At 68.2% G+C, this 26,659-nt stretch carries 28 protein-coding genes; 12 read left to right on the forward strand and 16 right to left on the reverse strand.

Annotated elements, in window-relative coordinates:
• Window positions 1–17: 17 nt before the first annotated feature.
• Window positions 18–1,037 carry an alpha/beta fold hydrolase gene (locus tag CCZ27_RS19655; protein WP_157748652.1) on the reverse strand — a complete coding sequence of 340 codons (1,020 nt, stop codon included), beginning with the start codon at window positions 1,035–1,037 and terminating at the stop codon, window positions 18–20.
• 191 nt (window positions 1,038–1,228) lie between these two features.
• Between CCZ27_RS19655 and CCZ27_RS19660 the strand changes: the two genes are divergently transcribed.
• Complete coding sequence (locus tag CCZ27_RS19660; protein WP_096451023.1) at window positions 1,229–1,852, forward strand: LysE family translocator; 624 nt, start codon at window positions 1,229–1,231, stop codon at window positions 1,850–1,852.
• A gap of 221 nt (window positions 1,853–2,073) precedes the next feature.
• Here CCZ27_RS19660 and CCZ27_RS19665 read toward each other — a convergent pair whose 3' ends face one another.
• A complete protein-coding gene (locus CCZ27_RS19665) occupies window positions 2,074–2,589 on the reverse strand; it encodes a hypothetical protein (RefSeq protein WP_157748653.1) in 516 nt (171 codons plus the stop codon).
• 1,135 nt (window positions 2,590–3,724) lie between these two features.
• Here CCZ27_RS19665 and CCZ27_RS19670 point away from each other — a divergent pair.
• Window positions 3,725–4,909, forward strand: coding sequence for an integrase domain-containing protein (locus CCZ27_RS19670; RefSeq protein WP_157748654.1), 1,185 nt, complete (start codon window positions 3,725–3,727; stop codon window positions 4,907–4,909).
• On the opposite strand, the gene CCZ27_RS24845 is transcribed toward CCZ27_RS19670, so the two are convergent.
• The 4 genes from CCZ27_RS24845 to CCZ27_RS19690 all read right to left on the reverse strand — a co-directional run bounded on the left by CCZ27_RS24845 (window position 4,850) and on the right by CCZ27_RS19690 (window position 6,128).
• Window positions 4,850–5,104: a VapC50 family PIN domain-containing toxin gene (locus tag CCZ27_RS24845; protein ID WP_465312630.1), complete on the reverse strand. Its 255-nt coding sequence runs from the start codon at window positions 5,102–5,104 to the stop codon at window positions 4,850–4,852. The genes CCZ27_RS19670 and CCZ27_RS24845 overlap by 60 nt on opposite strands.
• Before the next feature lie 19 nt (window positions 5,105–5,123).
• Window positions 5,124–5,381: an Lrp/AsnC ligand binding domain-containing protein gene (locus tag CCZ27_RS19680; RefSeq protein ID WP_198363199.1), complete on the reverse strand. Its 258-nt coding sequence runs from the start codon at window positions 5,379–5,381 to the stop codon at window positions 5,124–5,126.
• Window positions 5,378–5,794: a type II toxin-antitoxin system VapC family toxin gene (locus CCZ27_RS19685; RefSeq protein WP_232516474.1), complete on the reverse strand. Its 417-nt coding sequence runs from the start codon at window positions 5,792–5,794 to the stop codon at window positions 5,378–5,380. The genes CCZ27_RS19680 and CCZ27_RS19685 overlap by 4 nt, the downstream gene beginning before the upstream one ends.
• 88 nt (window positions 5,795–5,882) lie before the next feature.
• Window positions 5,883–6,128 (reverse strand): type II toxin-antitoxin system Phd/YefM family antitoxin, encoded by a 246-nt coding sequence (locus CCZ27_RS19690; protein WP_096451031.1) that lies wholly within the window; start codon window positions 6,126–6,128, stop codon window positions 5,883–5,885.
• A 399-nt stretch (window positions 6,129–6,527) separates the two neighbouring features.
• Between CCZ27_RS19690 and CCZ27_RS19695 the strand changes: the two genes are divergently transcribed.
• The 5 genes from CCZ27_RS19695 (at window position 6,528) to CCZ27_RS19715 (ending at window position 9,454) form a co-directional block, all read left to right on the forward strand.
• On the forward strand, window positions 6,528–6,974 hold the full coding sequence (locus CCZ27_RS19695; RefSeq protein ID WP_096451033.1) for a hypothetical protein: 447 nt from the start codon (window positions 6,528–6,530) through the stop codon (window positions 6,972–6,974).
• A gap of 62 nt (window positions 6,975–7,036) precedes the next feature.
• Window positions 7,037–7,492 (forward strand): cytochrome c, encoded by a 456-nt coding sequence (locus CCZ27_RS19700; RefSeq protein ID WP_096451035.1) that lies wholly within the window; start codon window positions 7,037–7,039, stop codon window positions 7,490–7,492.
• On the forward strand, window positions 7,492–8,145 hold the full coding sequence (locus CCZ27_RS19705; protein WP_198363200.1) for a cytochrome b/b6 domain-containing protein: 654 nt from the start codon (window positions 7,492–7,494) through the stop codon (window positions 8,143–8,145). The genes CCZ27_RS19700 and CCZ27_RS19705 overlap by 1 nt, the downstream gene beginning before the upstream one ends.
• Window positions 8,146–8,251: 106 nt before the next feature.
• The gene (locus CCZ27_RS19710) at window positions 8,252–8,695 is read left to right on the forward strand and encodes a MarR family winged helix-turn-helix transcriptional regulator (RefSeq protein WP_096451037.1); all 444 of its coding nucleotides are present in this window, start codon (window positions 8,252–8,254) and stop codon (window positions 8,693–8,695) included.
• A 207-nt stretch (window positions 8,696–8,902) separates the two neighbouring features.
• Window positions 8,903–9,454, forward strand: a complete 552-nt coding sequence (locus tag CCZ27_RS19715) for an NAD(P)H-dependent oxidoreductase (protein WP_198363201.1) — start codon at window positions 8,903–8,905, stop codon at window positions 9,452–9,454.
• Between the two features lie 210 nt (window positions 9,455–9,664).
• On the opposite strand, the gene CCZ27_RS24570 is transcribed toward CCZ27_RS19715, so the two are convergent.
• The 3 genes from CCZ27_RS24570 to CCZ27_RS19725 all read right to left on the reverse strand — a co-directional run bounded on the left by CCZ27_RS24570 (window position 9,665) and on the right by CCZ27_RS19725 (window position 12,190).
• Complete coding sequence (locus CCZ27_RS24570) at window positions 9,665–9,787, reverse strand: hypothetical protein (protein WP_269769082.1); 123 nt, start codon at window positions 9,785–9,787, stop codon at window positions 9,665–9,667.
• Window positions 9,784–11,112: a tyrosine-type recombinase/integrase gene (locus CCZ27_RS19720; protein ID WP_232516475.1), complete on the reverse strand. Its 1,329-nt coding sequence runs from the start codon at window positions 11,110–11,112 to the stop codon at window positions 9,784–9,786. Before CCZ27_RS19720 ends, CCZ27_RS24570 begins: the two co-directional genes overlap by 4 nt.
• Window positions 11,113–11,323: 211 nt before the next feature.
• Window positions 11,324–12,190 (reverse strand): YicC/YloC family endoribonuclease, encoded by an 867-nt coding sequence (locus CCZ27_RS19725; RefSeq protein WP_096451039.1) that lies wholly within the window; start codon window positions 12,188–12,190, stop codon window positions 11,324–11,326.
• 101 nt (window positions 12,191–12,291) lie between these two features.
• Between CCZ27_RS19725 and CCZ27_RS19730 the strand changes: the two genes are divergently transcribed.
• The 5 genes from CCZ27_RS19730 to hemW are packed head-to-tail and all read left to right on the forward strand — an operon-like array spanning window position 12,292 to window position 16,777.
• The gene (locus CCZ27_RS19730) at window positions 12,292–13,239 is read left to right on the forward strand and encodes a serine/threonine protein kinase (protein WP_096451041.1); all 948 of its coding nucleotides are present in this window, start codon (window positions 12,292–12,294) and stop codon (window positions 13,237–13,239) included.
• Between the two features lie 10 nt (window positions 13,240–13,249).
• Window positions 13,250–14,206: a PP2C family protein-serine/threonine phosphatase gene (locus tag CCZ27_RS19735; protein ID WP_096451043.1), complete on the forward strand. Its 957-nt coding sequence runs from the start codon at window positions 13,250–13,252 to the stop codon at window positions 14,204–14,206.
• Window positions 14,207–14,217: 11 nt separating this feature from the next.
• Window positions 14,218–14,937, forward strand: a complete 720-nt coding sequence (rph, locus tag CCZ27_RS19740; protein WP_096451045.1) for a ribonuclease PH — start codon at window positions 14,218–14,220, stop codon at window positions 14,935–14,937.
• A gap of 3 nt (window positions 14,938–14,940) precedes the next feature.
• Window positions 14,941–15,537: an RdgB/HAM1 family non-canonical purine NTP pyrophosphatase gene (gene rdgB, locus CCZ27_RS19745; RefSeq protein WP_096451047.1), complete on the forward strand. Its 597-nt coding sequence runs from the start codon at window positions 14,941–14,943 to the stop codon at window positions 15,535–15,537.
• A gap of 13 nt (window positions 15,538–15,550) precedes the next feature.
• On the forward strand, window positions 15,551–16,777 hold the full coding sequence (gene hemW, locus CCZ27_RS19750) for a radical SAM family heme chaperone HemW (RefSeq protein WP_096451049.1): 1,227 nt from the start codon (window positions 15,551–15,553) through the stop codon (window positions 16,775–16,777).
• A 20-nt stretch (window positions 16,778–16,797) separates the two neighbouring features.
• On the opposite strand, the gene CCZ27_RS19755 is transcribed toward hemW, so the two are convergent.
• The 7 genes from CCZ27_RS19755 to CCZ27_RS19785 all read right to left on the reverse strand — a co-directional run bounded on the left by CCZ27_RS19755 (window position 16,798) and on the right by CCZ27_RS19785 (window position 26,635).
• Window positions 16,798–17,532 (reverse strand): energy transducer TonB, encoded by a 735-nt coding sequence (locus CCZ27_RS19755; protein ID WP_157748656.1) that lies wholly within the window; start codon window positions 17,530–17,532, stop codon window positions 16,798–16,800.
• A 13-nt stretch (window positions 17,533–17,545) separates the two neighbouring features.
• Window positions 17,546–18,361: an ABC transporter ATP-binding protein gene (locus CCZ27_RS19760; protein ID WP_096451053.1), complete on the reverse strand. Its 816-nt coding sequence runs from the start codon at window positions 18,359–18,361 to the stop codon at window positions 17,546–17,548.
• 5 nt (window positions 18,362–18,366) lie between these two features.
• The gene (locus CCZ27_RS19765; RefSeq protein ID WP_096451055.1) at window positions 18,367–19,437 is read right to left on the reverse strand and encodes a FecCD family ABC transporter permease; all 1,071 of its coding nucleotides are present in this window, start codon (window positions 19,435–19,437) and stop codon (window positions 18,367–18,369) included.
• Window positions 19,434–20,360, reverse strand: a complete 927-nt coding sequence (locus CCZ27_RS19770; RefSeq protein ID WP_096451057.1) for a heme/hemin ABC transporter substrate-binding protein — start codon at window positions 20,358–20,360, stop codon at window positions 19,434–19,436. The genes CCZ27_RS19765 and CCZ27_RS19770 overlap by 4 nt, the downstream gene beginning before the upstream one ends.
• The gene (locus CCZ27_RS19775) at window positions 20,348–21,433 is read right to left on the reverse strand and encodes a hemin-degrading factor (protein WP_096451059.1); all 1,086 of its coding nucleotides are present in this window, start codon (window positions 21,431–21,433) and stop codon (window positions 20,348–20,350) included. Before CCZ27_RS19775 ends, CCZ27_RS19770 begins: the two co-directional genes overlap by 13 nt.
• A 10-nt stretch (window positions 21,434–21,443) precedes the next feature.
• On the reverse strand, window positions 21,444–23,624 hold the full coding sequence (locus tag CCZ27_RS19780; RefSeq protein WP_096451061.1) for a TonB-dependent hemoglobin/transferrin/lactoferrin family receptor: 2,181 nt from the start codon (window positions 23,622–23,624) through the stop codon (window positions 21,444–21,446).
• Between the two features lie 218 nt (window positions 23,625–23,842).
• Window positions 23,843–26,635, reverse strand: coding sequence for a bifunctional diguanylate cyclase/phosphodiesterase (locus CCZ27_RS19785; protein WP_096451063.1), 2,793 nt, complete (start codon window positions 26,633–26,635; stop codon window positions 23,843–23,845).
• Window positions 26,636–26,659 lie beyond the last annotated feature (24 nt).

A 26,659-nucleotide genomic window follows, 5' to 3' on the forward strand; every position in this document is an offset into this window, starting at 1 on the left:
TCCCCACCGCCGGGTGTTCAAGGCACGAGACGCGCCCCTTGTGCCGAATCCCGCTCGGCCGCACTGTCATCCGTGGATCGCAACAGACGACTCAGCTCCGCAAAAAAATCACTGCGATGGGAAATACCCCTGGCGCCCAGACGGTGATCCGCACTCGGGTAGACGATCAAAGTGAGATTGCTTTTCCCCGCCTCGTTGAATTTCGATTCCAAGAAGCGCGCGGACTCGACGGGCACACTCCGATCCTGCTCACCGATGCCAACAATGATGGGGATGTTCAACTGAAGAAAATCAGGAAGCGGGTCGAGATCCATGATGTCCGACCACCAGCGGTAGCGATTGCCATACCAGCTTTTCTCGATGCTGCGTGGGTCGGTGGATATCGCCTGCCAGCCCGATTCGACATCGAACGCAATGGCCCCTTTCTGCTTCAGCGTGGAAAGCGACCTGCGCATAGTGTAGGCGCCGCTGCCGATGATCGCTAGATGGGTGACTTCGGGGAGCAGTCCGGCGACCTTGACCGCAGGCAATGCACCTTCCGACACCCCCACCAGGACCACGTTTCTTGGTCTGGGCACGGCGGCGTCCAGTTGCGTGGTGATGAATTCCGAATAGTCGGCCAGCCAGCGCCCGGGATTGTTCGCAAGGTGGAAGTCCCGGCCGCAGCCGAACAAGCCCGTGGAACGGTCGGCGACGAATCGTTTGTTGAGGACGAAAACACGGGCAGGGACGGCCAGGCCGCTGACGTAGCCTGGTATGACGGATTTCCAGCTGGGGCAGCCTGTTGCCCCGTAGAAAAAGACCGCAGTATCCGGCTGCGGCGAATCTCCGGCCGTAAACGCATAGTAGATGCTGGTGCCGCCATCCTTGAACTGGAACACTTGGGGAGCCGGCGCTTCGCTGCCGTACATGTGCGCCGTGCGTTCAAGTATGGTGCAGCCGGACAGGGGCAGGACGAGCAGCAAGATGACGAAGCGGAGGCGGCACATGGGTCCAGTAATCGAGCGATACATGACAAATGATGAATTGTCAGGCATTTGTGACCATGCCGGGAAGCTCCGGCACGCCGGTCCTTCCTGGCGTCGAACCGATAGGTCAAGCCCTGCGGGCGGCTGCCTGCCTCCACCGGTATCGCGCCGCTATCCGCCGGGAGACGCTGACATGGGCCTGCGAAAGTGCACATTCCCATGCCGGTGGTGTATCGTGAAAAAATTGCAGGAGGATCCAGATGATCGATAACCTCGCCCTGTTTTTTCTCGTGAGCCTGGTGGCGACCGCCACGCCGGGGCCTTCCATCGTCTATGTCACGACCCAAGGGGTTGCGCATGGCTTGCGCCCGGCCGCGGCGGCCGGGTCGGGCGTGCTTGCCGCGGATGCCCTGTACATCCTGCTGTCGATCACCGGGCTCACCGCGATTCTTGTCGCCTCCCATGAGGTCTTTACGTTGATCAAATGGGCCGGGGTCGCCTATCTGGTGTATCTCGGCCTGCGTCTGCTCGCCGCCGGTTTCTCCGCCCAACCCGGTCCGGCGGCCGCGCCGCAGGCCGGCTCCTCTCCACGGCGGTCGTTTCTTGGCGGATTCGCGCTTCGCGCGGCCAATCCAAAGGCGCTGCTGTATTTCGGTTCTCTGGTGCCGCAGTTCATCGATCCGTCCCGCCCGATCGCGGCTCAGCTTGTTCTCCTGGCCGCGATTCATCTCGCCACGGCCGGCTGCGTGCTGGGCGCGTATGGTGTATTTGCCGGGCGCCTCCACGGATCGAGCATCAATGCGCGTGTTCGGCGTGCATTCCATATCGCGACGGGGGGCTTCTTCATCGGCGCCGGCATCTCCTTGTCGCTGATGCGGCGATGACGCCGCATCCCCTCTGGCCCACCAGTTGAGCGAGGCGGCCATGCGCCGAGGCTCACGGCGCCAACCTCACCCGGGAGAGAGCCCGGCCAGAAGGCCGCCACATTGCTCGATCAGAGCATGGACGAAGGCCATCGCTTCAACCAGGGCAGCGTGACGAAGGATTTTCAGTTCCGGTGAGTCCATGATAGGCAACAGCCCATCGAGGACGAAACGAGCGGCCCTCAATGCAGCGCTCCCCTCCATGGCCCGGCGATCCGTCCGGCCTCCCGGTCGATCGCCATATCCACCTGCGCGGCCCGCCGGATCCGGGCGCCCGCCCGCAGCACCCCGGCCGCCAGCAGATAGACGAGCGCCACCGGCACGGACAACACGACACCGGCCGCGCCCCACGTGACCACCAAAGGCGTGCCCAGCGCCAGCACGGCCAGCCCATCCCGCGGCCGCAGCAGCGCAGGCGGATCGGTACGGACGTAGTTGGCGCCGTCGAGGGCCGTCCAGTTGGCCAGCCCCAGGACCCGGGGGGTCTTGCCAAGCGCGACGATCAGGCTCACCTCGTGCCCGCGCCGGGCCGGCATGCAGCGGGTGTGGAGCGTGAATTTCCGTTCGCTGCCATCCTGGCAGCGGATCCACAGCTCGTAGCGGTCGCTCGGCGCGCAAGGTCGCAAGTGGTAGAGATGGACGTTGACGTGGCGACGCAGGTCGACGATGCGCCCGTGAATAGTTTGCAAGTCGGACATGGTCATGCTCCAGGCAGTGGAAGACCTGTCCAGCGTCGCGCGGAAGGCGCCCGTTTCAAGCCCAGCGACGGCACGTCGCGACGGAAGCCCGCATTTTGTTCACCGGTGGTCGCACTGTATCCGGACTGCAGTGCGCATGAACTGGCAAGAAAATGCTCCCTTGTTCAAGCCCTTGCACCCACGTGTGACTGGCGTCGCATGGTAATCCAAGTCCGGCTCATGGACCGACCAGACCACCCCACCGGTTCGGAACCAGAGGTAGAACGATGTCCAGTCAAGGCCTGGCGAGACATCGAGAATTGCGCCCAGCGTCGGCCTAATCGGCACTTTTTGCGCTTGCAAGGGCACGCATCCCGCCCCACACTGGGAATGTTACTCCCCGGTCCAGCTGGCATTCCGGTGCGTGCATCGAGCACGCGAACATGCAAGCCTTTCAAGTCGCGGTGATCATCACCGCAGTGCGCTTCGCGCGCCGTTGATCCGGATGCCCGGCATCCTGAGTGTTCTTTCCCGAGCGCGGCACCATGGCCTGACCATGGCGCCCGGCCGCACCGGCGTACTGGATACGCTGGCGCAGTCATGCTCCTTCGAGGTCGTCTGCCTCGAGCAGCGATCTCCCCGGATGACGGCCCGACCGCCAGTGCCTGGAGCACATCCGTCCCCCGGTTGCCCCCGAGGCAATCCAGGGATGCCCTTCCCTCGTGTTTCTTCAAGCCACGAATGACGCCTGCCCTGCGGGGCGGCGTTCGAGTTCCTCCTCCCCGCACTCACGCACTGACCCCGGTCAGCCGTGCCGCGCCGCCGCGTGCGGCCGCACGGTCCGCGTGAAACGGTCTCGCGCGCCCGTCGCGGAACGGGCGCTGCCAATCGAACCGGCGGGAAGGACGAGTTTGCGGTGCCGCCCGAGCACCGTGCCGGAGGTCACACCTCCGGGATTGCCTCGGGTTCCTCGAGAACCTGGTTCGCCACGGCGAACGCTACATCACGCCCGACGTGTGCTGGCTGGCGATCACTTTTACGCACCTCCGCGCCGCGCCTGCCTGAGGAAGCGGCAAAGCACTGGCACCGCATCGGCCTTTGGAACCCACCGATGCACAACCGAACGGGTTCTCCATCCCCGGCACGAGGGAAGATCATGTATCAACGCAACGACGACTCACGCAAGACGACCTCCCCGCCGCGGCACCGCACCGGCCGGGGCCGCACGCGCACCCGCGAGGCGCCGGCCCTGGACGACATGCCTCTCGACCCGAGGCGCTGCCGCCTGGTGCTGCACCTCATCCTGCAACGGCACAACTGGCGACACAGCAGCAAGCACAAGGGGGTGAGCCACAAAACGATGGGGGAACGGGCGCGCTTCTGCTTCTGGCTGTTCGACTTCCTGCGCGACCATCCCCGGCGCTTCAAACTCGATCCACGCTCCTTCAGCGGGCGCCACGTGGAAGCCGTCACCCGCCATTGGCAGGCGGAAGCCCGCGCCGTCCGGATGCGCCCGGCGACGATCCAGACCTACTTCAGCTTCATGAAAACCTTCGCGGGCTGGATCGGCAAACCGCAGTTGCTCAAGCCCATCGCAAGCTATTTCGACGATCCACGGCTCTACCGGCGATCGCTGGCGAGCGGCATCGACAAGTCTTGGCGGGCCCGGAGCGTGGATGTGGAAGCGGTGATCCGCGAGGTCGAAGCCTATGACGTGCATGCCGCCGCCGCGCTCAGGCTGATGCAGGCCTTCCGCCTGCGCTTCAAGGAAAGCACGATGCTCCGGCCGCACGTCGATGTGCTCACCGCCGCGCAGGCCGGCCAGCCGGAAGACGGCGCGGCGTTCTACCTGGACACGCACCGCGGCACGAAGGGCGGACGCGGGCGGCTGATTCCCATCGACAACGCCCTGCGCGCGGCCGCCATCGACTACGCGCGCAAGGTCGCCGTGGGTGTCAACGACAGTGTCAGCGACCCGCGCCTGGACCTGAAGCAGGCACTGCGCCGCTTGCGCTACGTGATGGAGCGCCACGGCATCACCCGCGCCGCGCTCGGCGTGACGCCGCACGGCCTGCGGCACCAGGGCGCGGCCGAGGACTACGAGGCGATGACCGGGGAGCGGCCGCCGGTGGCCGGCGGTACGCCTGTCGATCACGCACTCGACCAACAAGCCCGGCAACGCATCGCGGAACACCTCGGGCATGGGCGGGTGCAGATCACGAATGCCTATTGCGGCTCCCGCAGGCCCGCCGCGACGCGCTCACCGGCGCAACCAATGCCGTCAGAGGATGGCTCGATAGGTCGAGAGCGCCTTGACGGTCTGGGCCAACCCCTGGCGTAGAAGCACGTCGAAGTAGTGGTCCACGTCGAGCGACGGGTGCTTCAACTGCGCCCGCTGCTTCTGTGCTGCCGCGACAACCGCCGCCGGATCGAGGTCGAACAGGTTGTCGACAAACAGGTCGCCTTTCCACCTCCGCCCCGCGAGGGGAGAGGGGCCTGACCACCACTCGCTGAATGGTATCGGCGTAGCAGGCACGACGCGTCGACGGCCACGACTACAGCGGCAGGCAGCGCTCCTGAATGACCCGCTTCATCACCAGCGTGGAGGTCCGGCGCTGGACATCGGGCGGTGTGGACAGGTGTTCGTCGTAGCGCTGCTGGAATGCCGGCAGATCGTGGGCGACGACGTGGAACAGGTGGTCGGGCTCGCCGAACAGGCGCTGGGCCCCGACGATCTGCGGGATGTCCGCCACGGCGGTCTCGAATGCCGCCACCGCCCGGCGGCCGCCCTCGCGCAGCGCACGAAGAGTCAATTCGGGGCGAACGCTTGCACGCCTGCGGCCTTCGCCGCCTTCTTGAGGTCTGCGTCCAGCGTCGCGAGCGGTGAGCCGGTTCGCAGAGCCAATTCCAGATACGCCGCGTCGTAGGCCGACAGCTTGTAGCGCCGGGCCAGGTGCAGGGTGTCGCCCAGGGCGTGCGCCGCCGTGGCCGTATCCGTCGCGATGTTCAGCCGTCCCAGGAGGACGACGAACGCCTGGGAACGGGCCTCGGTGAGCAGCCCCCTGGCCTCGCCCCTGGCGATGACGTTACAAGCCTCCAGCGCCCACAGCGACGGGACCAGCGCCTGCCGTTCCCGCAGGGCATCCAGCACGGCCTCGGCGTAAGCCACATCGGCAGGCTTGCCATCGGCCAGCAGCCAGCACATCGCCACCGAGTTGTCGAGCACGAAGCTCAGTGGACTACCCTCCGGTCGCCGGCGCGACCACCTCCCCACGGGAGGAGAGCGCCGCCTTCGGGCGGCCGGGCGACGGTGCTCACGCCCGCCCCTCGTCGATCAGCGCCTTGAGATCGACCCCTTTGACGGGCGGCGCCGCGCGCATGAACTGGCGCATCGCCTCGACGGCCGCCGCGGCATCCGCTTGCTTGCCGCCTTCGGCCGGCACCAGATCGGCAACCGGCTCGCCGCGCAGGGTGATCGTGTAACGCTTGCCCGCCTGCACGCCGCGGAGCAACTCCGGCAGCCTGGTCTTGGCCTCATACGAGCCGATTTCATGGTTCATGACATTCTCCGCTTGGCATAGACCAGTTTATAGACCAGTCCGAAAGGCATCAAGGACGGCGTTCCGCCCGTATCTCACCGGCTTCCGGCCGTTCGCCAACGACGACCCCGGCGGTGCAACGACCACGGCAACCGGCGTGCGGGGAACAACTCGCTGCAACCAGCGCCGCACCCGGTGTGACACCCCACGGCCTGCGACTGCGGGCCACACAAGCCTGGTGCCACCCGGGGCACGATCGAGGTCAGCCCGCATTGACAACCAGTTTCCATATATAGGAAACTGGTTGTCAATTTCAGCCACTACTCGATGCTTCCCCGTGCCCCTAATGCTCTCCCGCACCCTGCGGCGGCAGGTTCGGCCCGGCAAGGTGCGCGAAACCGGATCAAGGAGCCCACTGCCATGAAGAAGATCATCCACCCCGTCGCCGGAGGGCTTGCGATGCTGTGCATCGCCACGTTCTGGCTGGCCACCGCGCTCAGCGAATCGTTCGGCACCGATGAAACCATCACGGCGGTCAAGACGGCGATTCCGTGGGGGCTGCTGGTGCTGATTCCGGCCCTGATGGCCGCCGGTGGCAGCGGATTCGCGCTGGCACAGGGACGCCGCGGCGGGCTGCTCAGCGCCAAGATCAAGCGCATGCAGTGGATCGCGGCCAATGGCGTCCTGATCCTCATTCCCGCCGCCCTGTTCCTGGCCTCCAAGGCCCGGGCGGGCGAGTTCGATGGTGTCTTCTATGCCGTGCAGGCGCTCGAACTCGCAGCGGGCGCGGCAAACATCGCCCTGTTGGGGCTCAACATGCGTGACGGACTCAGGATGACGGGCAGGCTACGCCGCCCCGCGCGGTGACGAAGACCGGAGAGGCACCTCCATCCCATCCCTCTTATCGACCTTGAGTTGAAGAAAGCACCATGAAGAAGCAACAGAACCGGGCGGCCATGCCGCTCCTGATTATGGCGACAGCACTTGTGCTGATGTCATCGGCCAATGCAGCCGACCCCGTACGTGAACGCATCGACGGCTTCAAGGACAGCAAACGCGCCATCGCGGAGATCAAGGATGCCATCGAAAAAGGCGACATGACCACCGTCGCCAAGCAGGCACGCTCGATGGTGGTGTTTGCGCGGAAGATTCCCGGCCTCTATCCCCCGGACGCCCAGGGCGGCTTCTTCTCCGCAGCCAAACGCAGTATCTGGACTAATTTCCCCGATTTCGTACAGCGAGCCGAGGCGTTCGAGTCCAGCGCCTGGCGACTGGCGGAACTGGCGGCTTCCAGCGATGCGGATGTCGCGGCCCTTTCCAAGCGCTTGCAGCAGGTGGCCGACAGTTGCGCGGCCTGCCATCGATCGTACAAAAGGGGGCGCTAGTGGGGCAGCCTGCACTGCGCAAGATCCGTGTCTGGGATCTGCCCGTCCGTCTGTTCCATTGGGCGCTGCCGGTGCTGATGACGGTGCTGTTCCTGAGTGCTTATGCAGGGCAGATGCAAGTCCATGCACGGATGGGCACGGTCACCCTGGTTCTGGTGCTGTTCCGGTTGGTCTGGGGTTTCGTCGGCAGTCAGACCGCAAGATTCAGCGACTTCGTCACCGGTATTGGCGGTATCCACGACTACCTGTCGGGCAAGCGGCCGAAGACGACGGGACACAATCCCCTCGGTGCATGGATGATCCTGGCCATGCTGGCGACGCTGCTGATCCAGTCGCTTTCGGGCCTGTTCTCCAGCGACAGTATCGCGTTCGACGGGCCGCTGGCGCATTGGATCGGCCATACGGCGGCCAACCTCGCCGCTCGCGTCCACACGAATCTGGCCTATGCAATCGACATCTTGATCGCGGTACATGTGCTGGCCGTGGTGCTGCACTGGGCGCTGCGCGGCGAAAACCTGATCATGCCGATGTTATCCGGCAACAAGCACGTGCCGGCGGACGTCGGCCAGCCCGCATTTTCCAACCCTGCCCTCGCACTGACCATCCTCGTTCTGATCGCGCTTCTGATTGCCGCAGTCGCTCTGGCTGAATGATCGACGCCCGGCCTGCTTCCCAGGCCGAACGCCCCCGGCTACACAGCGGCCCGGCCCGCCGCCCTTGCTGTAAACTGGTTGTCAAATACAGAGTTGCGGAGATGCCATGAGTCAGGCCAAGGCCGACAAACTGACGGCTGTCACGCTGGCCGTTTTCCGTCTGAACGGCCAGCTCATCGAATGGGGCGACCGCTTCTGCGCGCCGCACGGACTGACCAGCGCACGCTGGCAGGTGCTGGGCGCCATCTCGATGGCCCCTCAGACTCCTACCGTCCCCCAGATCGCCGCCACGATGGGCTTGACGCGGCAGGGCGTGCAGAAACAGATCAATCTGCTGGTCGAGGAGGGGCTGGTCGCCCCCTGCCCCAATCCCGCGCACAAGCGTTCCCCGCTGTATGTCCTCACCTCGCAGGGACAGGCGGCCTATCAGGCGGTACTGCAGAACTGGCAACGGCACGTGCATGACATCTCCGCGGCGTTCAGCGCCGCCGATCTGGATGCGGCGGGCCGTGTGCTGGCGGCGATGTCGCGCATTCATGCCACGGATTGAAGTGAAACGCCGCTCACGCTCACTGCTGTGTTTACTGCTCCCGCACGGGCATCGGCACGCTTGAGGCGGCTCGGTGCATACTGAACCGGTATCTGTCATCTACGTAGAAAGACGGGGGAACTCTGTGACTCATACGTGCTGCCGGATTCGCTGTTTAATTATGTCCGCCGTGCACCAACCTGTTCACCGCCCGTCCGCTGAACTCTGATGCAAGCCAGCAGCATGAAGTGCCTCGTCGTCATAGCCCATCCCATCACCGACAGCCTGTGCCACACAATGGCTCAGTCTGTCATTGCCGCTTTGACGGCAAGCGGTCACGAGGTGATGGTCGAAGACCTCTATCTGTCTGCTTTTTCGCCTGCTCTCACGGCCAGCGAACGCCAAAGCTACTACAGCCCAACGTTCGACTCTGTCGCCGTTCAAGACCAAATCGACCGACTGCTTTCCGCCGAAGTTCTGGTTCTTGTCTTTCCCACTTGGTGGTTCAGCTTTCCGGCCATGCTGAAAGGGTGGTTTGATCGCGTCTGGGCTCCCGGCATCGCCTACGACCACGCCACCGACCTCGGCCCAATCAAGCCACGGCTCCATAAGCTCCGAAGAACGCTGGCTGTTACCTCTCTTGGTTCGCCGTGGTGGGTTGATCGCCTGGTGCTCCGGCAGCCGGTTAAACGCGTACTGAAAACGGCCCTGTTGGGTACTTGCGCCCCAAACTGCCGATTCGAGATGTTGTCGCTCTACAAGGCGGAATCTCTCACGTAATCTCAAGTTCAACCATTCTGTTCGCGTATCGAACGCGCGATTTCCAAATGGTACTGATCGCTTTCCGTCTGCGGTGATGGCGGCTTGGAAACGAAGGGCTGGGTCCGATCAGGACCGGGCCCCGCTCTCATGCCGGATCGGCGCCATGGACGATTTCTGACTATGGAGACCGCCCCCCCGACCACCAAGCGCCAACGGGAGGTGACCTCGTCAGTCACCCGAAATGATGGCCCGGGTGATCTTGTCGAACAGTTCAGGGCGTTCTTCGGCAATGAGATCGAGCCAGTCGCGCACGGCCTCCGCAAACGCGTCCGCCGTGCGCACGTGGCTCACGTCGATACCGAGCGCGCGGAACGCGTCGACCTCGTGCCGGGCGAAGCGCAGCCTTCCTTGAGTAGTTCGGAGCATGATGGTTCTCCCCGGTGTTCAGGGCGCGCGATCGATTCGAGCAGACTGGCCCAACGCGCCAGGGCGTCCTTGCGTTCCTCGAAGTAGTCGTACTGGTTGTACACGCCCTCCACATCGCGCAGCTTGTGGTTCAGCGCCCGTTCGGCGACGAACCGGTCCACGCCCAGCGCGGCCATGTGCGTGCGGGCCGTGCGCCGCATATCGTGCACAGTAAAGTGCGCCATGCCGTCCAGCGGCAGCCGGCGCAGCGCAACGTTCAGCGTGTCGGGGCTGATGTGGCCAAAGCGGTTCCGCCTCACCACGCCGCCCTTCATGTGGATCCGCCTGCGGGCGGGAAACAGGTATTCGCTGTTGCACGCGAACACCTTTACCTCCTCCAGCCACCCCAGCACCTGGGGCACCAGCGGGATGTCGATGGGCTGTTTCGTCTTGGTGCGGGAAGGATGCAGCGACCACACGCCGCGTGCCAGATCGAACTCCGTCCACCTGGCCGACAGCAGTTCCATCTTGCGCACGCACAGTGCGAGCAGGAGCCAGACTGCCAGTTCGTTTTCCCGGCCGAAGTTCGGAGTGTCGCGCATGGCCTTGGCCAGCGCCGCGAGTTCGTCGCGGTTCAGCCAGCGCTGCCGGGCAGGCTCGGCACCGCCCGCGTCGGAGATCTCGAAGCCGGAGACCGGATTGGCCTCGATCCACCGGCGCTTCACGGCGAAGTGGAACATGCGGAAGAGGTAGCGCAGTGCATCGTTGGCCACCGTGGGCGCGCCGGCGTCGAGGATGCGGGTGAGCACCCTGTCGATGTGCAGCGGCCGTACTTCCTCCACAGCCAGCTTTCCGATCATCGGGTTGATGTGCCGGCGAAGAGCACGCAGCACGACCTCGGGATGCTTGTAGGTCCTGGCGATGTGGCGGTCGTACCAGGCCTGGGCCAGGGCCGCCACGTCGGTCCGCTCCCGGGCCTTGAGCCGTTCGGCGCGTTTCTCGGCGGCGACATCCACCCCCTGCTGGATGCGCGCCCTGTCCTGGCGAGCCAGTTCGCGGGCATCCTTGAGCGAAAGGTCGGGATAGCGGCCGAGCACCTTCTCCCGACTCATGCCACCGAAGCGGTAACGCAAAATCCAGGATGCATGCCCTTTTGGGGCACCGACGGCGGTGGCTACAAAAGTCAGCCCGCCACCGATGCCGCGGTCCGTCGGACCCCTGCTCAGCCAGGCCCGTAGCGTCTTGTCGGTGATGTGTTCAATCTCAGTCATGGCGCGGTCTCCACAGCGATTCACGAAGAAACTGTGGGGTAAAAATCCGGGCCGGAGCCCGCAAATCGCAGGGCATAAGATTTCCCCCACAATTTACCCCACAGAAATCGTGCGCTACGCTGAAACCGCCTGCTACGTCATGACCCGAAAAACCACCCTAATCAACTGATTTTCAAGGAGTTTTTTGGATGGAGTGAACCACCCCGAAACCTCACTCGATGTTCTGCACCTGCTCGCGCATCTGCTCGATCAGCACCTTCATTTCCATCGCGATGCCGGTGATGTCGGTGGCGGGCGACTTGGATGCCAGGGTATTGGCTTCGCGGTTGAGTTCCTGCATCAGGAAATCCAGCCGCTTGCCTGCCGAGCCGGCGGTCTTGAGGATGCGTTCGACTTCGTCGAGGTGGGTGGTGAGCCGGGTCAGCTCCTCGGCGACGTCGATGCGCTGGGCGTAGAGGGCGACCTCCTGCCGGATGCGGTCTTCGTCCAGCGTGGCCACCGCCTCGCGCAGCCGCGCGGCGAGCTTGTCCTGGTATTCGGCAATGATCAGCGGCATGCGCGGCGCGGCGGTGGCGACGAGTTCGCGCATGCGTACGACGCGTTCGCGGATCATGTCGGCCAGTTTGTCGCCCTCGCGCCGGCGGGTGGCGACGAATTCGTCGAGCGCGGCGTCGATGAGTCCGGCGATGGCCGGTTGCATCTGTTCGAAGGCGAGGCCGTCGTCGGCGAGCATGCCCGGCCAGCGCAGCACGTCGGCCACCGACAGTGGCTTGGCATCGGGCATCCGTTCGCGCACCGCGGCCTGCGCGTCGGCCAGTTGCGCGATCAGCGCGCCGTTGATCGCCAGGCTGCGCGGAGCGGCATCGTTGGCCTGCAGGTTGAGGCGGCATTCCACCTTGCCGCGCGCCAGGCGCGCGGCGATGCGCTCGCGCAGCGCCGGCTCGGCCTGGCGCAGGTCGTCGACGATGCGAAACGACAGGTCGAGATAACGCGAGTTGACGCTGCGCAGTTCGAGATGAAGCGTGGCGGCGCCCAGGTCGCGATTCTGCACCGCGAACCCGGTCATGCTGTGAACCATGGAAGTCTCCGGGAAGCTGCAGCGATCGCGCTGCTATCGATTAAACTGCAAGCCCCACTCTGGAAAATGCGGCGGAAAGCCGAATCTTATCCCCGCCGAAGATGCCGCCTCAAGCGAACTGCGCGCTGCCTCAGGGTTACCAGCTCGACCGCTACCGGATCGAGCGGCAGCTTTCGGTCGGCGGCTTTTCCATCGTCTATCTGGCGCTGGACACCGACGGCACGCCGGTGGCGCTGAAGGAATACCTGCCGAACTCGCTCGCGCTGCGCGGCGAGGGCGAGATCGAGCCGCAGGTGTCGGAGCAGCACCTGCCCGCGTTTCGCTACGGCATGAAGTGCTTTTTCGAGGAAGGCCGGGCGCTCGCCAAGCTGATGCACCCCAACGTGGTGCGGGTGCTCAATTTCTTCCGCGCCAACGGCACCGTGTACATGGTGATGCAGTTCGAGCGCGGCCGCACCCTGCACGACTACATCAACAAGCACCGCGGCGAGCTGCGCGAGAACTTCATCCGCGCGGTGTTCGCGCGCATGCTCAACGGCCTGCGCGAGGTCCATGCGCACAAGCTGCTGCATCTCGACATCAAGCCCTCCAACATCTACCTGCGCAAGGACGGCACGCCGGTGCTGCTCGATTTCGGCGCGGCGCGGCAGACGCTGCTGAACGACCAGCCCATCCTGAAGCCGATGTACACGCCCGGCTTCGCGTCGCCCGAGCAGTACGAGGGCCGCAACGGACTGGGACCGTGGAGTGACATCTACAGCGTGGGCGCCAGCCTGCACGCGTGCATCGCCGGCACCGCGCCGCCGCGCGCCGACGAGCGCGTCAAGCGCGACACGCTGCAGCCCCTGGCCAGGACGCACACGGGACGCTATTCGAACCAGTTGCTGGGGCTGGTAGATTGGTGCCTGCGCCTCGATGCACTGGAGCGCCCGCAAAGTGTCTATGCCCTGCAGAAGGCCCTGATGCAGCCCACTGCCGGCGGCACCGTCCCCGCGCCCAGGTTCACCGATCTCGGCGCCCGACTCAGGTCCTTCATCGGCCGAAGCTGAGGGCAGACCCATGCGTTTCACCATCTACCAGGAAAGCCGCATCGGCCAGCGCCGCACCAATCAGGACCGCATCGCCTACTGCTACTCGCGCGATGCGTTGCTGATGCTGGTGGCCGACGGCATGGGCGGGCACCTGCACGGCGAGATCGCCGCCCAGGTGGCGGCGAAGGTGATCACGCAGTCCTTCCAGCGCGACGCCACGCCGGCGCTGCGGGAGCCGGCCCTGTTCCTGTCGCGCGCACTGGTCAGCGCCCATCATGCGATCCTCGACTTCAGCTTCGACCGGAACCTGCCGGAATCGCCGCGCACCACCATCGTCGCCTGCGTGGTACAGGACGGCGTGGCCTGGTGGGCGCATGCCGGCGATTCTCGCCTCTACCTGCTGCGCCAAGGCCACATCCACATGCAGACGCGCGACCACTCGCGCGTGCAACTGATGATGGAGCAGGGCCTGCTCGACGCACGCGACGCGGCGAGCCACCCCGGACGCAACCGCATCTACTCCTGCCTGGGCGGCACGCAGCCTCCGCAGATCGATTTTTCGCGCGGCACCCCGCTCTGCAACGGCGACGTCGTCGCCCTGTGCAGCGACGGCCTGTGGGCGCCGCTCGGCGACGACGGCCTGCTGCTGGGGCTGGCCGGCAGGTCGGTGATGCAGGGCGTGCCGCAACTGCTGGATCGCGCCGAGATCAACGCCGGCGCGACGGCGGACAATCTGTCGCTGATCGCGATGTGCTGGCAGGACGAATCCGCGCCGCCTGGCGTCGACACCATCTCCACGCGGACGATGGCGCTGGACGAATACACCACCCGCATCGACGTCTTCGAGCGCGCCCGCCCGCCCGCCCCCGTCGGCACCACCGTACCGGGCGCCCTCGGCGCGGCGGCCGATCTCACCGACGAGGAGATCGAGCGCGCCATCGCCGAGATCAACGCCGCCATCAACAAATTCGACAAACAGGAATAGCAGGGAACACCATGCGACCCAGCCAACGCGAGCCCGACGAACTCCGCCCCGTCCGCCTGACCCGCGGCTACACCCGCCACGCCGAGGGTTCGGTGCTGGTGGAATTCGGCGACACCCGGGTGCTGTGCACCGCCAGCGTGGAGGAGGGCGTGCCCGGCTTCCTGCGCGGCAAGGGCCAGGGCTGGCTCACCGCCGAGTACGGCATGCTGCCGCGCGCCACCCACACCCGCAGCGCGCGCGAGGCCGCCAGGGGCAAGCAGAGCGGGCGCACGCAGGAGATCCAGCGCCTGATCGGCCGCAGCCTGCGGGCGGTGGTCGATCTCGCGGCGCTGGGCGAACGCCAGATCGTCGTCGATTGCGACGTGCTGCAGGCCGACGGCGGCACCCGTACCGCCGCCATCACCGGCGCCTGCGTCGCGGTGCACGACGCGCTGCAGAAACTCGTCGCCGCGGGCACGCTCCAACGCAGCCCGATGACCGGTTTCGTCGCCGCGGTCTCCGTCGGCATCCATCGCGGGGTGCCGGTGCTCGACCTGGACTATGCCGAGGATTCGGACTGCGACACCGACATGAACGTCGTGATGACCGCCGGCGGCGGCCTCATCGAGGTACAGGGCACGGCCGAGGGCGCCGCCTTCTCGCGCGCCGAGCTGAACGCGCTGCTGGACCTCGCCGAGGGCGGCATCCGCCGCCTGAACGAACTGCAGCGCAGCGCCGTCGCCGGAGACTGAACCATGAGCAGACGACTCGTCCTCGCCAGCAACAACGCGAAGAAGGCGGCCGAGATGCAGGCCCTCCTGGCGCCGCTCGGCATCGAGGTGATCCCGCAATCCGCGCTCGGCGTCGGCGAGGCCGAGGAACCCCATCCCACCTTCGTCGAAAACGCGCTGGCCAAGGCGCGCCATGCCGCCGCGGCCACCGGCCTGCCGGCGGTGGCGGACGATTCGGGCCTGTGCGTCGAGGCGCTGGGCGGCGCTCCCGGCGTGCAGTCGGCGCGCTACGCCGGGGAGCCGAAATCGGACGCGCGCAACAACGCCCTGCTGCTGGAGAAGCTCGCCGGGGTGGCCGACCGCCGCGCCTATTTCTTCTCCAGCGTGGTGCTGGTGCGGCACGGGGAGGACCCGCGCCCGCTGATCGCGGATGGCGAATGGCACGGGACCATCCTCGAGGAAGCGCGCGGCGAGGGCGGTTTCGGCTACGACCCGCTATTCTGGCTGCCCGAGCTGGAGCAGACCGCCGCCGAACTCGACGCCAAGCTGAAGAACAGCCTCAGCCACCGCGGCGGCGCCATGCGCCACCTGCTCGACCGGCTCAAGCACCATTCGCTGTGACGCCGCCGGCCCGATGAACGATCGCCGCATCATCGCGCTGCAGCCGGCCGCCCCGCTGCAGCGCGCCGTCCCGCTGCCGGAACGCCCGCAACTGACCGCCCCGCCGCCCCTTTCGCTGTACGTGCATTTCCCCTGGTGCGTGCGCAAGTGTCCGTATTGCGACTTCAACTCGCATGCCGCGCGCGACGGCGCCGCCATTCCAGAGGCGGCGTGGATCGACGCGGTGATCGCCGACCTGCAGGCGGCGCTGCCGCAGGTCTGGGGACGGCGGGTGCTCAGCATCTTCTTCGGCGGCGGCACGCCCAGCCTGATGTCGGCGGCGGGCCTGGACCGGCTGCTGACCGCCATCCGCATGCTGCTGCCGCTCGATCCGCTGGCCGAGGTCACGCTGGAGGCCAACCCCGGCACGGTGGAAGCCGCACGCTTCCGCGACTTCCGCGCCGCCGGCGTGAATCGGCTGTCGCTGGGCATACAGAGCTTCGACGACGCCATGCTGGCGCGTATCGGCCGCATCCACGGCGGCGACGAGGCGCGGCGCGCGATCGACGTCGCGCAGGCGCATTTCGAGCGCGTGAATCTCGACCTGATGTACGCGCTGCCCGGGCAGACGCCGGACATGGCGCTCGGCGACCTGCGCACCGCGCTCGGCTCCGGCGTCGGCCACCTGAGCTGCTACCACCTGACGCTGGAACCCAACACGCCCTTCGCCCACGACCCGCCGCCGCTGCCCGACGACGATACCGCCGCCGACATGCAGCAGGCGATGGAGGACGAACTGGCGGGCGCGGGTTTCGAGCACTACGAAACCTCCGCCTTCGCCCGCCCCGGCCGGCAGTGCCTGCACAACCTGAACTACTGGACCTTCGGCGACTATCTCGGCATCGGCCCCGGCGCGCATGGCAAGCTGTCGAGCCACGAGGGCATCCGCCGCGAGATGCGCCACAAGCACCCGGCGCGCTACCTCGAAGGCGCCGCGCGCGGCGATTTCGTCCAGGACAGCCGCGACGTGGGCGTGGCCGAACTGCCGTTCGAATTCATGATGAACGCGCTGCGCCTCGCCGATGGCTTCCCGCCCGCCCTGTTCGCCGCCCGCACCGGCTTGCCGCTGGAATCGATCGGCGACGAACTGCGCGCCGCGCGCGACCGCGGCCTGCTCGACCTCGCCGCCGACGCGATCCGCCCCACCGCACAAGGGCGGCGTTTCCTCAACGACCTGCTGCAGGTCTTCCTGCACGACTGAACGTCGCCGGACGCTCCGCCTCAACCGCTCACGGTGAACCGGATCGGGAATTCGACCCAGCTCGCCAGCGGCTCGTCGCCGCGGCGGGCGGGGATGAAGCGCCAGTTCCGCACCGCGCGCAGCGCGGCATCGTCGAGCAGGCGGTAGCCGCTCCCCTTGGCAAGGCGGATTTCGCGCGGCCGCCCGTCGCCGTCGACCCACACCCGCAGCCACACCACGCCGCCGATGCCTTGCTCCTGCAGCAGCGGCGGGTAGGCCGGCGCGGGGTTGTAGGCGTAGTCCGGGTGCGCCTCGCGGACCGGCGGGGTTTCGGGCACGGCCGACGGCGCCGGGGAGGATGCAGCCGCCTGCGGCGCCAGCGGCTGCGATGCGGGCTGCGTGCCGGCGGCAGCCTCCACGGGCGGCCGCGGCAGGCCGGCCGCGGCCTCCACCGCCGGCGCGGCCGGCCGGGCCGCCTCGGGCCGCGGCGGCGATGGCGCCGCGGCGGGCCTTCGCGCCGCCGCCCGCCGCGGCTGGGCAGGCGCCTCCTGCCGTACGGGCGGCATCGCCGCCGGCACGGACGCAACACGCCCGTCGCCCGCCTCGGGCGGTGCCGGCAATTGCGCCTCGAGTTCCGGCAGCAACACGACCCGCATCGCCGCCGGCGGACGCTCGCGCGGCGGCGGCGCCTCGCGCACCGCCTGCGCCAGGGCGGGCAGGAACGCGGCATGCGCAGCCATGCTCAGCAGCGCTGCGACGGGCCTTCGCCTGTCCATTTCCGCCCTCCGCCTACGCCGCCATCCTGCCCGGCGCGAGGCGGCGCGCCGGCAGCACGACGAGGTCGCCGTGGCGGTTGGTGGCGCTGTCGAAGGCGATGCCGTACAGCGCTTCGAGCGCCGGCAGCGCCTCTGCGCCGCTGCGCAGGTCGTCGGTGATGGCGCCTTCGCGTACCAGCAGCAGGCGGTCGAACCCCAGCAGCGCATGATTGACGTCGTGCAGCACCGCCATCACCGCATGGCCGCGCGCGGCGGCGAAGGTCTCGATGTGCTCGAGCAGGTCGAACTGCAGGCCGGGGTCGAGTGCCGCCAGCGGTTCGTCCACCAGCAGCAGGCCGCCTTCCGCGTCCCACAATTGCGCGAAGATGCGCGCGAGCTGGATGCGCGCCTTTTCGCCGCCCGACAGCGTGTCGAAGCGGCGGTCGAGCAGGTGGGCGGCGCAGGCCAGTTCGGCGGCGTCGCGCACGATGCGCGGCAGGCCGGGGTCGTGCGCGCGCGCCACCCGGCCGAGGCCGATCACCAGTTCGGTCTGCAGCCCGAAAGCCACTTCGGTGGATTGCGGCAGCACCGCGCGCCGGCGGCTCAGTTCGGGAAAGCTCCATGCGCCCAGCGCCCGCCCGTCCAGCAGCACCCGGCCGCACCGCAGCGCTTGCTCGCGCGCGATGATCTTGAGCAGCGTGGACTTGCCCGCGCCGCTCGGCCCCAGGATGGCGATGCGCTCGCCCGCCTCGACGCCGCAGGTGAACGGGCCGAACACCAGCCGGCCGAAGGCAGCCTGTGCGCCGTCCAGGCGCAGCAGCGGAGAATTGCTGGCCGATTCTCCGATCATGCCTGTCACCCTATGCGGTTGCGGCTGCGCGCCAGCAGGAACAGAAAGAACGGCGCGCCGAGCAGCGCGGTGAAGATGCCCACCGGGATCTCCGCCGGAATGGCCACGGTGCGCGCGAGCGTGTCCGCCAGCAGCAGCAGCAGCGCGCCCGTCAGCATCGACAGCGGGGCGACCTGCCGCTGGTCGGGCCCGGTGACCGTGCGCACGATGTGCGGCGCCACCAGGCCGATGAAGCCGATCATGCCGCACCAGGCGACGGCAAAGCCGCACAGCAGCGCCACCAGCACGATGACGTGGGAGCGCAGCCGGCGCACGTCGATGCCGACGTGCGCGGCGGCGGCTTCGCCCAGCGCCAGCGCGTTCATCCCCCGCACCAGCCGGCGCACGCGCAGCGCGACGGCGGCCAGCAGCGCCGCCAGCGCCAATACCAGCACCCAGCCCGCGCCCGCGAGCGAACCCAGCGTCCAGAACGACAGGCTGCGCAACTGCTCGTCGGTGGCCAGATAGGTGCACAGGCCGATCACCGCCACCGCCAGCGCGTTGAACGCCACGCCGGTCAGCAGCAGGCCGGCGATGGAGCCCGGCGTGATCCAGCGCGCCACGCGGTCCAGCGCCAGACACACGCCGAGCGCACCGGCAAACGCCGCGCCCGGCAGCAGCCAGAAGCGCCACGCCATCGGCAGGCCCGGCTCCATTCCCGCCACCACGACGATGGCCAGCGCCACCGCGCAGGCCGCGCCGCTGGTGACGCCGAGCAGCCCGGGGTCGGCGAGCGGGTTGCGGAACAGGCCCTGCGCCAGCGCGCCGGACAGGCCCAGCGCCGCGCCCACCAGCATGGCGAACAGCGCGCGCGGCAGGCGCAGGTTCCACAGCACGTAGCCGCCGCCGGTGAGCGGCCGGCCGTCGGCCGCCAGCAGGGCGTACCAGTCTTCCAGCGCCACCGGCACGGCGCCGCAGCGCACCGCCACCGCCAGGCTCGCCAGCAGCACGGCGGCAAGGAGCGGCGCCGGCCGGGCGCGCAGGCGCGCAGTCAGGGGCATGAGCGGCGGCGGCAGCGCGGTGGCGGTCCGGTTCATGCGCCTTGCGCTCCGTTCAGCGCAACGTCCAGCGCATCAAGCGCGGCCGGCATGCGGGGACCGAAGCCGAGCAGGAACATCGCCTCCAGCGCCACGACGCGGCGCGCGGCACCCGCCGGCGTCTGGCTCAGGCCGGGCAGGGCGAGCACGCGGTCGACGCCGCCGTTCGCCTTCAGCCCCTGCTCGGTCAGCAGCACGATGTCGGGCCGCGCGGCGATCAGCGCCTCGGCCCCCAGCGGCTTGAAGCCGTCGAAATCCTGCACCGCATTGGCGGCGCCGGCGTAGCGGATCATCGCGTCGGCATTGGTGGCGCGGCCGCTCACCATGATCTGGCCGGGGCTGTGGGCGAGGACGAACAGCACGCGCGGCGACGGCGCGGCGCGGGCTTCGATGCGACGGCGCACGCGCGCCCAGTCGGCCTGCAGCGCGGCGGCCATGCTCCCGGCGCGCTGGGCGCGGCCGGTGAGTTCGCCCATGCGGCGCACGCGGTCGAGCATGCCTTCGAAGCGGTGGTTGGCCGGCAGCACGTTCACCGCCACGCCGGCATCGGCGATCTGGCGCAGCACCGCCGGCGGGCCGGCCTCCTCGGTGGCGACGAGCCGGGTCGGCGCCAGCGCGAGGATGCCTTCGGCCGACAGCGAGCGCGCATAGCCGACGCTGGGCAGCCGGGTGGCCGCTTCGGGGTATAGCGAGGTGGTGTCGACGCCGACCAGTTCCTGTTCGCAGCCCAGCGCGTAGGCGATCTCGGTGAGCGCGCCGCCGACGCTGACCAGCCGCTGCGGCGCACTGGCCGCGGCGGCGGCACGCGCGGCGCCCGACCCGGCGAAGGCCGCGGCCGCGCCGAGGCGCGCCAGCCGGGAGAGTGCCGCGCGGCGGCCGGCGGATCGCACCGCGCCGGGGCGGCCTGGCGTCAGACGGGGCATGGCTCCGCTTCCTGCGTCAGGCTTTCGACCAGCGCGCGCCACGCCGGCAGTTCGGGCTTGCCCGGCTTGCGCTCGCCGAAGAACATCGCGATGGTCTCGCCTTGTGCGTCGAACAGTTCGAGCGAGGTCACCACGCCATCCACCGTCGGCTTGCGCACGACCCACGCGCTGGCGACGTGGTCTGCGCGCAGGTGCAGGCTGAAGCGCGGGTCGAGGATGTTGATCCACGGCCCGGCCGGGACGATGTTGGACACCGGGCCGGTGTGGATCTGGATCATGCCGGGGTTGCCGACGAACACCATGATGGACACCTGGCCGCGGGCCGCCTCGTCGATCAGCCGGTGGGCGCTCGCGGGGGCGACGCGGCTCGCGAACTCGGCCGGCGCCAGGCGCAGGCCCTGCGTGCGCGACACGCCGAACTTCTTCAGCAGGCCGAAGAACTCGTGGGTATCGCGCAGTGCCGCCCAGGCCCCGCCGAATGCGGCGGCGTCGATGGCGTCGTCGGGCGCCTCGGCTTCGGCCGGCGGCGCGGCGCAAACCTGCATGCCGGCGCTCTGGTCCGCATCGGCGAGGCGCGCCACCAGTTCGCCGTAGGCGGCCGCGTCGCTTTGCGGCTGAAGGAACACCTTGTGGATGGCGGTGCCGGCGGCATCGAAGAACTGCAGGCTGCGCTGCACGCCCTTGTCGGTGTGCTCCTCGACGGCGAAGCCGTGCGCCCAGCGGCCATAGAAGACGCGCAGGTCGATGTCGGCGTCCAGCACCAGGCCCACCGCGCCGTTGTGCGTGGCGTTGCGGTAAGTGCCGGTCTTTTCGTGCACGCACGAGGCGTTGCGCGTGAGCGCCATGACTTCGCCCAGCGCCTGCAGCGATTCGACGATCTGCGGCCATTCGGCGCGCAGGCGGGTGGCGTGCAGCGTGCACGCGTCGGGCGGCTCGCCGCCGGGGCCGGCGTGGGCGGCGATCAGTTCGCCTTCGGAGATGCCCAGGTTCCCGGCGATGTCGCGGTGGCGGGCCTTGGCGTCACGGCGCTGCTCGGTGAAGGCTTGGCGGATGGTCTGGATTTTTTCCGGCATGGCGGTCTCCTCAGAAGTCGTAGCGCAGCGATGCCCGGAAATTGCGGCCGGGCGCGGTGTAGGCGTCGCGCACCGGGCTCGTGTCCGCCAGCCCGCGCACGTCCGACCAGCGCCAGTAGCGCTTGTCGAAGACGTTGTCGAGGTTGGCGTAGACGGTCAGGTTGCGCAGGGGCTTCCAGTGGACGCCGAGATCGAGCACCGTGCTGGAAGGCGGCGAGAACGGCGCCGGGTCGGCCGGCGCGATGCGGTCGGCGTCCTTCTTCGCGGTGTGCGTGAGGTGGGCGCGTGCGCCCCAGCTCGCATCGTCGTAGCGCACGCCGAGGATGGCCTTGAGCGGCGCGACGGTGTCGAGCGGCGTGCGGCGGCCGTCGGTCTCGCTGTCGCCGCGCGCGTAGGCCAGCCCCGCACTGGCCTTCCAGCGCGGCGAGATGGTCCATTCGCCGCGCACCTCGGCGCCGCGGATGCGCGCCTTGGCCAGGTTGATGTACTGGAACACGGTCGGATCGAGCACCGTGCCGGCGCCGCCGACCCGTTGCTGGCTGATGAAGTCGTCGTAGCGGTTGTCGAATGCCGCCACCGAATAGCGCACCCCGCCGGCCTCGCCGCGGAAGCCGATCTCCGCACTGTTGGCGCGCTCGGCCTTCAGGTCGGGGTTGCCGACGCTGGTGTAGCCCGAGGCGGCGTTGGTGAAGCCGTTGTTGACCTGGTCCGGCGTCGGCGCGCGAAAGCCCCTCGCCCACTGCGCATAGGGCGCGAATGCCGGCATCAGGCGCCACACCACGCCCAGGCGCGGCGTCAATGCGCGGTCGGACAGGTCCGACACCGCGCCGCCGCCATAGCCGCCGGCCGAGGGGTCGAGCTTGTACTGGTCGAAGCGCAGGCCGGGGATGATGCTGAACGCGCCGGCTTCGATCTCGCTCTGCACGAACGCGCCCAGCAGCGTGTAGGTGGTGTCGGGGAAGGGCTTGACCGGGAAGGTTTCGCCGAAGGGCGCCACGGTGCCGTCGCGCACCGCGGAGATCTCGGCGCGGCTCCAGTCCAGCCCGTAGGTGACGCGCTGGTTCAGCGCGCCGGTGAGGTTGCTTTCCAGCAGCGTGGACAGGCCGACGATCTTCGACGAGTACGCGTTGTCGCGCGTGCGGTCGGCGGCCGTGTTGCGGTCCTCGTCCGAGAACTGGCGGACTTCGGCGTCCTGCCAGTAGAAGCGGGTTTCCGCACGCTGGACCCAGTTCGCGTTGACGTCGGTGAAGCGGTGCTCCAGCGATACGCGGTCGCGCTCGATACGGTCGTCGGTGTCCAGATCCAGCACGCCGGTACCGGCGAGCGGTGGCTTCGCGCGCGCCGAATAGACTTCGGTGTCCTGTCTGCGGCGCTGCCGTTCGACCGTGAAACCGAGCTGGTTCTCGGCATCGACGGCGAACATCGCCTTGCCCAGCAGATAGCCGTTGCGGTAGTCGACCGGGTTGGGCGCGGTGCGGTCCACGTTGCGGGCGTCGTTGCCGCCATGGCTGTCGACCTCGTGCCCCTGCCGGAAGGTGCCCAGCAGCATGCCCTGCCAGCGGCCGTCGCGGCCGGCCAGCCCCAGCGTGCTCGCCCACGAGCGGTCGACGCTGGCATAGCCGGCGCGCACGAAGCCGCCCACCGCCTGGTCCTTCTTGAGCAGGTCGGCCGGGTCCATGGTGCGGAAGCTGACCGCGCCGGCCAGGCCGTCGCTGCCGAACTGGATCGACGCCGGGCCGCGCAGGACCTCGACCCGCTGGAGTCCGTCGACTTCGAGGAAGTCGCCCCGCCCGGTGGAGAACGATGCGAACGAGAAGCTGTTGGGCACGCGGATGCCGTCGATCAGCATCAGCACCTGGTTGCCTTCCAGCCCGCGGATGTTGATCCCTTCGTTGCCGGCGCGGCCGGTGGCGGCGCCGGCGGCGGTGAAGCGCGTCGGCGCCGCGCGCACCGAGACGTCGAGTTCGTCGCGGAACAGGTCCTTGATGTCGCGCGCGCCTTCTTCCTCGATGCGCTGGCGCGGCGTGACGGTGACGGTGTTGGGGATGTTGTCCAGCCGCCGCTCGGTGCGGGTGGAGGTGACGCTCACCTCTTTCAGGCGTACGGCCTCGTCGCCCGGCGCCTCCTGGGCGGAGGCAGAGAAAATCGGGCCCAGCGCCACGCCTGCGGCGAGCGCGATCAATCGCAACATGGTCCTTCCTTCTTGTTCAGGTTCAGTTCGGCACTGGCTGGCGAAGGCGGGCTTGTGCGGTGGTCGGCGGATCCGGCGGCTCACCGGGCAGGCACGGGTGAGCTTCCGCTAAAAATTGTAAATGCGAATTAATATCATTACAAGACATGGCCGGAGTGGCAGCCCGGCTGCACCGCCCCAGCTCTGATTCCGGAAGGACAGGAGCGCCCGGACGCGGATCAGTCCGCGGCGGCCAGTTGCAGCGCGCACGGATTCTCGGGCCATTGCGCCAGCGGCAGCGGGCGCGCGAACAGGTAGCCCTGGAAGAGCCGGCAGCCCTGCGCGTGCAGGAAGTCGCGCTGCGCCGCCGTCTCGACGCCCTCGGCCTGCACCTCGAGGCCGAGCGAGGCGCTCATGCCGAGGATGGCGCGCACGATCGTCTCGCTGCTGGCGTCGTTCAGCATGTCGCGCACGAAGGACTGGTCGATCTTCAACTGGTCGAAGGGCAGCCGCTTGAGATAGGACAGGGAGGAATAGCCGGTACCGAAATCGTCGAGCGAGAAGCGCAGGCCCAGCGTGCGCAGTTGCTCCATTCTCGCGATGGTCTCGTCCAGGTCGCCGAGGATCACGCTCTCCGTCAATTCCAGTTCGAGGCCGCGCGGATCGATGCCGCTGGCCTTCACGCTGGCGATCACCTGGTCGACGAAGTCGGGCTGGTGGAACTGCCGCGGGCTGACATTGACGGCCAGCGTGAAGCCGGGCGCGAGCGCCTGCCAGACGGCCAGCTGGGCACAGGCGGTGTCGAGCACCCATTGCCCGATCGGCACGATGAGGCCGGTATCCTCGGCCACGGGGATGAACTCCGCCGGCGGCACCAGCCTGCCGTCGGCGCCGAACCACCGGATCAGCGCTTCGGCGCCCACGACCCTGCCGTGCTGGTCGACCTGCGGCTGGTAGAAGAGCTGGAGGGCCTGGCCGGCCAGGGCGTCGCGCAGGCCGGCCTCCATCGCCGCGTGCGCATCGACCAGCGCCTGCATCTTCGGGCTGAAGAAGCGGATGGCGTTGCGCCCCTCGTTCTTGGCCATGTAGAGGGCGACCTCGACCTGCTTGAGCAGGTTTTCCTCGGACCACTGCCGCCCCTGGAAGAGGGTGACGCCGATGCTGTGCGTCGCGTAGTGCCGCCTGCCGGCATCATCCAACTGGTAGGGGACGTTGAGCGCCTGATGGATCTGCTTGGCCAGCGCTTCCGCGCGTATCAGTGCCTCGCTCAGCCTGTCGCCCAAATGCTCGACGATCACCGCGAAGTCGTCGTCGCCGTGGCGGGCGATGGTGTCGTCGTCGTGCAGCGCATGCCGCAGGCGGTGCGCGATCTCCTTGAGCAGCCTGTCGCCCGCCGCATGGCCCTGGGTGTCGTTGAGCTGCTTGAAGCGGTCGACGTCGAGCAGCAGCAGCATCGCGTACGTACCCGACTGCGCGCTCGCCAGCAGGGCATGCTGGAGGCGGTCGTGCAGCATGGCGCGGTTCGGCAGCTCGGTGAGCGGGTCGTAGTAGGCGAGCCGGTGGAGGAGTTCCTCCGATTGCCGGCGCAGGGTGATGTCCTCCTTGACGGCCACGTAGTGGGTGACCACGCCGTCGGCGCGCTTGACCGGCGCGATGGTGGCCGCCTCGACGAAGCAACTGCCGTCCTTGCGCGTGTTGTGGAACTCTCCGCGCCACACCTCGCCGCGGCCCAGGGTCGTCCACATGTCCACATAGGTGCCGGCCGGCGTGCGGCCCGAATTGAGGATGCGGGGATTGTGGCCGAGCAGTTCGTCGCGCGAATAGCCGGTGTTGGTGATGGCGGCCTCGTTGACGTATTCGATGCGGGCGTCGGTGTCCGTGATCAGGATGGTCGCCGCGCTCTGCTCCATGGCCATCGACAGGCGCCGCAGCTCGTCCTCGCGCTCGGCGAGTTCGGCATCGCGCCGCTCGAGTTCGGCGGCCATGCGGTTGACGCCGTCTTCCACCGCATTCAGCTCGCGCACCCGGGAGCGCCGCGTGATGCGCGTGTCGAGCCGGCCGGCGGCGATGCGGCCGATGGCCTCCCGCATCTGGGTGGCCCACCGGTCCACGAGGCCGTAGATGAAATAGCGCGCCACGCCGGCCGAAACCAGCACGATCGTCAACAGCAGGGCGACGCGGCGCCAGAAGCTGAGATCGACGGCGGACAGCGAGCTTTCCAGCGGCGCGCCGATCACGACGAAGAGGGTGTCGCGCGCGAAGCTGACCGGCGCGACGCCGTACAGGCGGCGGTGGCCGTCGAAATCCTCGGCTTCGGAAAGAGGCATCGCACCCTGCCGGATGCGCAGGAAGGTGCCGAGCATGGTCCCGGGCATCTCTTCGCCCTGCCAGCCGTCGGGAGCCGGATGCCGCGCCAGCACCCGGCCGGAAGTGGTGATCAGGTGCGCTTCCCAGCCTGCGGGCAGGCGGTAGCCCGCCACCAGGCGCCGGAACCAGTCGAGGCTGATCGACGCGAACAGGACGGCACGCAGTTCGCCATGCCGGCCCCGCAGCGGATAGCCGAACTCCATCGCGGGGATGCCGTCGCGGCCGACGAGGTATTCGCCCTCGGTGACTCCGTCGGCATCCAGCGCATGCCGGAACCAGCGGCGTTCCCGCACGTCCATCGCCTCCGGCGGGGCGGTGCCGCTGCAAAACACCTTGCCGTCGGGCAGGGCCCCGCCGAGATTGTGGAAACTGGCCATCGTCCCCAGCAGGCGCTGGGCGATGCCCGAACAGTCGAGCGGATCGAGCGTGCGCAGGTTGTCCGACTGCGCGATCACGCGAAAGACGTTGCTCACCGCCCGCCGGGCGGCGTCTTCCTCCTCGCCGGCGGCTGCCAGCATGCGGATCATGTCCGCCTCGATCGCCCGCGTCGTTTCGGTGCGCTGCGCGAGATAGTCGATCAGGACCATCAGGAAGACAGGCACGACGGCCAATGCGATCACCGCCCAGAGCCGCAGGTTCAACGACGTCGTACCCGAGATCCGCATCCGTCGATCCTCGACTCAAGTGAT

The sequence above is a fragment of the Thauera sp. K11 genome, assembly GCF_002354895.1.
Classification (GTDB): Bacteria; Pseudomonadota; Gammaproteobacteria; order Burkholderiales; family Rhodocyclaceae; genus Thauera; species Thauera sinica.